Origin of the sequence: Photobacterium sp. MCCC 1A19761, assembly GCF_037389125.1 — a bacterium.
GTDB lineage: Bacteria > Pseudomonadota > Gammaproteobacteria > Enterobacterales > Vibrionaceae > Photobacterium.
Genome location: NZ_JAZGTF010000073.1, coordinates 1 through 570 on the forward strand (window position 1 = coordinate 1; position 570 = coordinate 570).

Here is a 570-nt window from a genome sequence, read left to right on the forward strand (position 1 = left end):
AGGCTCGCTTCCCGCTTAGATGCTTTCAGCGGTTATCGATTCCGAACTTAGCTACCGGGCAATGCGTCTGGCGACACAACCCGAACACCAGCGGTTCGTCCACTCCGGTCCTCTCGTACTAGGAGCAGCCCCTCTCAATCATCCAACGCCCACGGCAGATAGGGACCGAACTGTCTCACGACGTTCTAAACCCAGCTCGCGTACCACTTTAAATGGCGAACAGCCATACCCTTGGGACCGACTTCAGCCCCAGGATGTGATGAGCCGACATCGAGGTGCCAAACACCGCCGTCGATATGAACTCTTGGGCGGTATCAGCCTGTTATCCCCGGAGTACCTTTTATCCGTTGAGCGATGGCCCTTCCATTCAGAACCACCGGATCACTATGACCTGCTTTCGCACCTGCTCGAACCGTCATTCTCGCAGTCAAGCGGGCTTATGCCATTGCACTAACCTCACGATGTCCGACCGTGATTAGCCCACCTTCGTGCTCCTCCGTTACGCTTTGGGAGGAGACCGCCCCAGTCAAACTACCCACCAGGCACTGTCCGTACCCCCGATAAGGGGGC

The 570-nt window shown here is 57.0% G+C and carries 1 rRNA gene; it reads right to left on the reverse strand.

From position 1 onward, the window contains the following. A 23S ribosomal RNA gene (locus VV869_RS24405) occupies positions 1–570 on the reverse strand; the annotation flags it as partial.